Source organism: Sphingomonas sp., from assembly GCF_031380695.1.
Taxonomy (GTDB): Bacteria; Pseudomonadota; Alphaproteobacteria; order Sphingomonadales; family Sphingomonadaceae; genus Sphingomicrobium.
Window position 1 is genome coordinate 1 of the sequence record NZ_JANMWY010000011.1, and the last position, 7,337, is coordinate 7,337.

Annotated in this window: 6 protein-coding genes; all 6 read left to right on the forward strand. The window is 64.5% G+C overall.

What is annotated here, in order from left to right; all coding sequences use genetic code 11:
* A partial coding sequence (locus RMN84_RS00295) for an N-acetylneuraminate synthase family protein (RefSeq protein ID WP_309610215.1) occupies positions 1–819 on the forward strand: 819 nt, incomplete at its 5' end.
* Between the two features lie 163 nt (positions 820–982).
* Positions 983–2,830, forward strand: coding sequence for a thiamine pyrophosphate-binding protein (locus RMN84_RS00300; protein WP_309610216.1), 1,848 nt, complete (start codon positions 983–985; stop codon positions 2,828–2,830).
* A complete protein-coding gene (locus RMN84_RS00305) occupies positions 2,827–3,495 on the forward strand; it encodes an HAD hydrolase-like protein (RefSeq protein WP_309610217.1) in 669 nt (222 codons plus the stop codon). Before RMN84_RS00300 ends, RMN84_RS00305 begins: the two co-directional genes overlap by 4 nt.
* Positions 3,496–3,497: 2 nt before the next feature.
* Positions 3,498–4,478 (forward strand): NAD(P)-dependent oxidoreductase, encoded by a 981-nt coding sequence (locus tag RMN84_RS00310; protein ID WP_309610218.1) that lies wholly within the window; start codon positions 3,498–3,500, stop codon positions 4,476–4,478.
* 122 nt (positions 4,479–4,600) lie between these two features.
* Complete coding sequence (locus tag RMN84_RS00315) at positions 4,601–6,607, forward strand: SLBB domain-containing protein (protein WP_309610219.1); 2,007 nt, start codon at positions 4,601–4,603, stop codon at positions 6,605–6,607.
* A partial coding sequence (locus tag RMN84_RS00320) for a hypothetical protein (RefSeq protein WP_309610220.1) occupies positions 6,604–7,337 on the forward strand: 734 nt, incomplete at its 3' end. The genes RMN84_RS00315 and RMN84_RS00320, both read left to right, overlap by 4 nt.

The following is a 7,337-nucleotide window of genomic DNA, read 5'->3' on the forward strand; positions in this document are numbered from 1 at the left end:
GTATCGGTCGACAAATGCGTCGAATTCGGCGTGGAAATCCTCAAGATCGCCAGCTCGGATGTCCGCGACAAGACATTGCTTGCCAAGATCGCCGGAGCCGGGCTTCCGGTTATCGCGTCGAGCGGCGGCGCCAACCTCGAACATCTCGACGAACTGGTCGAATTTTTCACAAGCCGCAACGTGCCCTTCGCGCTCAACCATTGCGTGTCGCTCTATCCGTCGGAAGATAGCGACCTCGAACTCGACCAGATCGATTTCCTCAAGGGTCGCTATCCACAGATCACGGTCGGCCTTTCAACCCACGAGCAGCGCGACTGGCACGATTCGATGCTAATTGCTTATGGCAAGGGTGCCCGCACCTTCGAGCGTCATATCGACATCGACTATGAGGGCGTTCCGGTTAGCAGCTATTGCACCAAACCCGAGCAGGCCGACATCTGGTTCCGCGCGTTCAAGAAGGCGCAGGAAATGTGTGGCAGCAGTGGCGCCAAGGCACGTCGCGAAGTGCCCGAGGGCGAGCGCCGTTATCTCGATGCGCTAGTCCGCGGGGTGTACGCCAGGCATGACCTGGCTGCCGGCGAGTCGCTGTCGCGCGACAATATCTATTTCTCCGTGCCGCTGCTCAAGGGCCAAATCTCGACCCGCGAATTCGTCGGTGGCGAAGTGCTGACGAGGCCGCTGGCGGCTGACCGGCCGCTGCACATCGACATGGTCGACGCACCGATCAAGGCGAACCGCGAGCTGGTCGCGCTGATCAGCGATCGCGGGCTGGAGAATGAGCCGGTGGCCGCCCCCATCACGGCGCGCGCTGCTTCCTGAACTCAGGCCGCCTAAGCCGATCCGAAGTGACGGGCCGCTGGATGACAGCGGCCCGTTTCGGGTCCGGCGCAGCAACTCGCGCAGATCCGCCCGCCCCGGTTCCAGCGGATCGCAAAACCGGCTAGACCTCGTGCGCCCGACTCTTTTCATAACAGGTTGATGCATGACGCTTGTTCGACTGTCCGATTATGTAGCACAGCGCTTGGTCGCTCACGGCGTCCGCCATGTGTTCATGCTGACCGGTGGCGGGGCGATGCACCTCAACGACGCGCTCGGGCGGGCACCCGGCCTGCGCTACGTCTGCTGTCACCACGAGCAGGCGCTGTCGATGGCGGCGGAAAGTTATACGCGCCTGTCGGGGCGGCTGGCGGCGGTCAATGTCACGACCGGCCCGGGGAGCATCAACGCTTTTAACGGCGTTCATGGCGCCTACACTGATTCGGTCGCGATGATCGTCCTGTCGGGGCAGGCGAAGCGAGAGACGTTGCGCCAGAATGCGCCGGTAGTGCTTCGCCAACTCGGCGATCAGGAGTCCGACACGGTCGCCATGGTCCGGCCGATCACCAAATTCGCGGAACTGGTCCAGAACCCGTGCGACATCCGCTATATGATGGATAAGGCGCTGTGGCTGGCCGAGACCGGACGGCCGGGACCGGTGTGGCTCGACATTCCGATCGACGTGCAGTCGGCGCTGATCGATCCCGAGGCGTTGCACGGCTTTGACTCGCGCGTTGAAGGCTATGGACGCGACTTCGCGATTCCGTCCGAATATGGCTGGTTGACCGGCGAGCCGCTGCGCGCGGCGGCGCGCGCGGTGATCGATGCGGTCGCGCAATCGAAGCGCCCTGTGCTGATCCCCGGGACCGGCATCCGTATCGCCGGTATGCACGAGCAATTCCTCGCCGTCGCGGACAAGCTGGGCATCGCCATTGCCCCGGCGTGGAACGCGCAGGATGTCGTCGCCGACGATCACCCGCTCTATGTCGGGCGGCCCGGGACGGTCGGCGATCGCGCTGGCAATTTCGCGGTGCAGCGGGCCGACCTCCTGCTCGTGCTCGGCTGCCGGCTAAACATCCGTCAGGTGAGCTATAATTTCGCCGGCTTCGCTCCGCTGGCGCGCAAGATCATGGTCGATGTCGACGCCGCCGAGTTGCACAAGCCGACGCTGAGCATCGACATGCCGGTCCACGCCGACCTGAAGACGTTCCTACCGGTGCTGCTGGAGCAACTCGACGGCTACACGCCGCCCGCCGCCCACCGCAGCTATGTCGACTGGGGCTTGGAGCGGCGGCGGCTATATGGCGCGGTGCTGCCCGAATATTGGGACACAAAAGGCATGGTGAACCCTTACTGCTTTGTCGAGACGCTGTTCGAACAGCTCGAGAAAAATGAAGTGATCGTGATGGCCGATGCGACTGCGGCGGTGTGCACGGTCCAGGCCGCCAAGCTGAAGCAGGGCCAGCGGCTCTATTCAAACAGCGGCGCCGCCTCGATGGGCTATGATCTGCCCGCGACGATCGGTGCGTGGCACGCAATGCCCGAGGGCAAGAGGCGGATCATCTGCATGGCCGGCGACGGCAGCATCATGCAGAATATCCAGGAGCTACAGACCATTTCCGGGCAGCGCATTCCGGCCAAGATCTTCCTCTATAATAATAGCGGCTATCACTCGATCCGCCAGTCGCAGCAGGCCTATTTCGACGGTTTCTCAGTCGGTTGCGGGCCTGACAGCGGCGTCACTTTTCCCGACTTCGAAAAGGTCGCTGGGGCGTTCGGGTTCGCCTTCACGCGCACGTCTGACCACCAGGACATGGGTCGCGCCATCGCCGAGACGCTGGCCGCCGACGGGCCGGCAATCTGTGAGATCATGGTCGACAAGGGCCAGAATTTTGCTCCGAAAGTGTCGTCACGGCGGCTCGAGGACGGGTCGATGGTGACGGCACCGATGGAGGACCTCGCGCCATTCCTGCCGCGTGACGAGCTCGAGCGGGCGCTCGCGCTGCCGGAATGAATTTCCGCCACATCGTCTTCGATCTTGACGGCACGCTGGTCGACAGCGCCATCCACAATGCCGCGATCCTCAGCGAGATGCTGGCCGAGCGCGGTAGTGAGCGGCGCGTCACGCGGGCCGACGCCATCCCCCACATGAGCTATGGCGGGCCGCATCTGGTAACCCACCTGCTCGGCGCGGAGTGCGGCGACGAGATGGTCGAAGTTGCGGATTTTCGCGCCCGTCTCGCTGCCCGGCCGACGCCCGAAACCTGCATTTATCCCGGTGTGCGCAGCGGCATGGCGAAGCTGGCAGCGCAGGGCCTTGTGATGGGCGTCTGCTCGAACAAACCGCAGCATCTGTGCGACAAGATCGTCGGCGAACTCGGCCTGCACCAGTTCGTCGCTTCGGTCGTCGGCAGCCGCGACGGGCTTCCGGCCAAGCCGCACCGCGCGATGCTCGACCTCAACCTGGCGGACATGGGCGGGACCGCCGCGACCGGCCTGCTGGTCGGCGACAGCGAGGTCGATCACGCCACCGCCGAGGCCGCCGGCCTGCCGTTTTGGCTGGTCAGCTATGGCTATCCGGGGAAGGATTGGGTTGCCACCGCCGATGCCTGCTTCGCCAGTTTCGGCGACGTTGTCGCGGCGATACTGGCGCGCGACGGCGAGCGCGCGAGCGCCTGACCTTGACCATCGCACTCTCTCCCAACGTCCGCGCGGCGGTTCGAGACAGCAGCCAGCGGATCGTCATTACCGGCGCGGGCGGCTGGCTCGGGCTGGCAACGCTAGAACTGCTGCACGACGCGCTGGGAGACGCCCTGCCCGACCGCGTCCATTGCTTCGGCGCATCGTCGCGCACCCTGACATTGCGGTCGGGCGCGGCGGTCCACCAGCAACCGCTGGCCCGGCTTGCCGATCTCGACGAGCGTCCGACCCTCCTCCTCCATCTCGCCTTCCTGACCAAGGATCGGGCGGAGGCGATGGACGAGGCCGCCTATCGTAGCGCCAACCGCGCCCTGAGCGATCTGGTCCTCGAAAATCTCGACCGGTTCGGCGCGAAGTCGGTGTTCGTCGCCTCGTCGGGCGCGGCGCGCTTTGCCGACGACCCGGCCAAGTCCCCGGCGATGCGGCTCTATGGCGAGTTGAAGCGCAACGATGAGGACGCGTTCTCCGCCTGGGCCGGGGCAAGCGGCAACCGCGCCGTCGTCACCCGCATTTTCAACATCGCCGGGCCGCACATCAACAAGCTGCAAAGCTATGCGCTGTCGGCGCTCATGCTCGAGGCGATGGCCGGGCGGCCGATCGCGGTACGCGCGCCGCACCGGGTGGTGCGGGGCTATGTCGCGATCCGCGAGTTGATGTCGCTGGTGTTCGCGCTGCTTCTGGGGCCATTGCCCGCAGTGATCCGCTTTGACACTGGCGGCGAGCCGATGGAATTGGCCGAGGTAGCCGAGGCGATTGCAAGCTTGACCGGCGGCCACGCCGTCCGCGCCGCCCTGACGAACGCCGCCGAGGACCGCTATGTCGGCGATCGCACCGCGTATGACCGGCTGCTGGCAGGGCATGAAATCGCCAAAGTGACCTTCACGGAGCAACTGGAAGAAACCCGTTCCGATCTGGCGCAACGGGTCAAGCGCGACGATGCCGCTGTGCAGATTCGGGACTAGCCGGTCGTGGCACGCCGTGTTAGCACCCCGTTTCCAGGCCGACCGGGGTCAAGGCCGCAACTTATTTGCGTGGATTCAGATGCGGTTAGCGCGCTGGTCCGCGCCCGCGATGGGTGGTGAATGTGATTGTTTATAGTCTCCCGCGCCGCGCCCTGCGCGCTGCAGTCCGGCTGGCGGCCTGCGTCTGCTTCTTCGCGATGCCGCTGCCGGCACAGGTCACTGCGCAATATGCTCAGCAGATGCAGCAAATGCAGGGATCGAATGGCCAGTCGTCGAACGGCTATGGCCAGAACCCGTCGGGCAACATGCCCGCGGGCTCTCCACTGCAGGGCGGTTATGGGCAGAGCGGCCAGACCGGCACCGGCAGCAGCAATTCAGACCAGTCCGGGGACAGCAACGGCTACAGCAACAACAGCATCTCGCCGACCATCATCAACGACGACAGCCGCAATCTCAACAATATCGATCGATCGATTCAGTCGAGCCTGCTGCAGCCGGTCGAGCGGCTCAAGCCCGCCGCCAAGCCGAGCGAGTTCGAGGAATATGTGGCGCGCGTCCTCGGCCGCAAGCTGAAGCGGTTCGGCAGCGAGTTGCTCGTCCCCGCCAGCCGCGATTTCGCGACGCCCAGCACCGCCGCCGTCCCGCCCGACTACATTCTCAACGTCGGGGACGTCGTCGGGATTTCCATGACCGGATCGATCGAGGGCAGCGTTGAGCGCGAGATTGATTCCGACGGCAAGATCTTCCTGCCCAAGGTTGGCGGAATACATCTTGCGGGCGCTCGCTATGCCGATTTGAAGGATCGCGTGTCGCGCGCGATCGGCCGCCAGTTTCGTGGCTACACCGTCACCGTCGGCATCCGCCGTCTGCGCGGCATCCGCGTCTATGTTACGGGTTTTGCAAACAATCCCGGCGCGTTCACGGTCAGCAGCCTGTCGACAATGGCCAATGCCGTGCTATCTGCCGGCGGTCCGAGCAGCGGCGGCAGTTTCCGCTCGGTCAAACTCTATCGTCGCGGTGCCGAAGTTGCCGACTTCGATCTTTACCAGCTCGTGCGTGGCGGCAACCGCCTGAATGATGCGGTGCTGCAGAACGAGGATGTGCTGTTCGTGCCCCCCGCCGGCCCGCAGGTCGCGGTGTTCGGCAGCGTCAACGAGGAAGCGATCTACGAGGCCAAGCCGGGCGAGAGCCTCGACCAGATGCTGGCCTATGCCGGCGGCCCCAACAGCCTTGGCGATGACAGCCGCATCATTCTCTATCGTAGCATCGATCAGGTTCGTCCTGGGCCGCAGCAGTTCGACCGCCAGGCTGCGGCGAACACCCCGGTCGCAGGTGGCGACATTCTGCAATTGCTGTCGCGTGGAACGCTCGCCCAGCCCGTCGATCGGCAGTCGGTGCTGGTCCGCATCGAAGGCGAAGTAAACCGCCCTGGCAATTATTACGTCCAGCCCAACACGCCGATGGCGCAAGTGCTTCAGCAGGCCGGCGGACTCAGCACCCGCGCGTTCCCGTTCGGAACGAAACTAACCCGCCTGTCGGTCCGCGCTCAGCAGCGCGAAAGCTATCAGGAAGCGGTCAAGCAGCTCGAACTGTCGCTCGCCGCGAGTCCGCTCACAGCCGACACGTCGCAAAGTCCTGCCGACCGCGCGACCCAGTTGGCCGGGGCCAAGGAAGTGCTGGAGCGGTTAAAGCAGACCGAGCCGGACGGGCGGATCGTGATGAACATCGCGTCCACCGCCACTACCCTGCCAGGCGGCATCACGCTCGAGAACAACGACCAGATTTTCGTGCCCGCACGGTCCAACATCGTCGGCGTGTTCGGGGCGGTCTATCGTCCGGCTTCGTTCCTGCTAAGCGACGGCGCACCAATGCGCATCGGCGACTATATCTACCGGGCCGGCGGGCCACTTCGCGCCGCCGACAAGAAGGGCATCTTCATCGTGCGCGCCAATGGCGAAGTACTTCCGGCCAGCCGCGGTGCGCTTAAGGCGTGGGCACTTCCGGGTGACGTGGTGTTCATACCGGTGCGCAGTCAGTCCGGCGGCTTCTGGAGCAAGTTTAAGGAAGTCTCGACGACCTTGTTCCAGCTTGGCCTCAGCGCCGCCACGGTCGGGACCTTGATTAAGTGACCCCGCCCCGTTCGGTCATGCGCAGCGTTGTCCACGCGCCAATTCTGCGCGCGGCCTGGCCCCGGCGGACCATCCTGACCGTCCTAATCCTGTTCTGTCTGCTGCTGACCTTCTTCCCCGAGCGCTATCGGGCGGCGGTGACGTTGACCCCGACCGATCCGGCCAGCCAGGGGCTCAGCGGCGCGCTCGGCCAGCTTGGCGCGATCAACAGTGTGTTCGGCAACCAGACCGCAGTCGAGGTCGCGTTGAAGGTCGCGCGCAGTGTCTATGTCCGCGAAACGGCCGCCCAGCAGCTTAAGCTGCGCGACCGGATGCACTTCACCAGCGACATCGACATGTATCGCTGGATGGAAGACGAGGTCACCATCCGCACGCTGCGTGGTGGCATCATCCAGTATGAAGTCTTATCACAAGACGGAGCCTTGGCGCGCGACATCGTCGGGGCCTATGCCGCCGCGACGCAGAGCCGCCTGTCACAGATCAGCCGGCGCCAGACCGAATATAAGCGCGATGTGTTGGTAAGGCTCGTCGGCGATGCGTCGGACCGGCTCGGTCGCGCCCGCGCCGCGTTCAACGATTTCCGTTTGCAAAACCGCTACACCAACCCCGGGTTCGATATCATCGAGATCGGCAAGCAGATCCCGATGTTACAGGAGCAGATTAAGCGCAAGCAGGTCGAGCTCAATGCAGCGCGGCAGTTCGGCACTGACGAGAATCTCCAGGTCAAGCA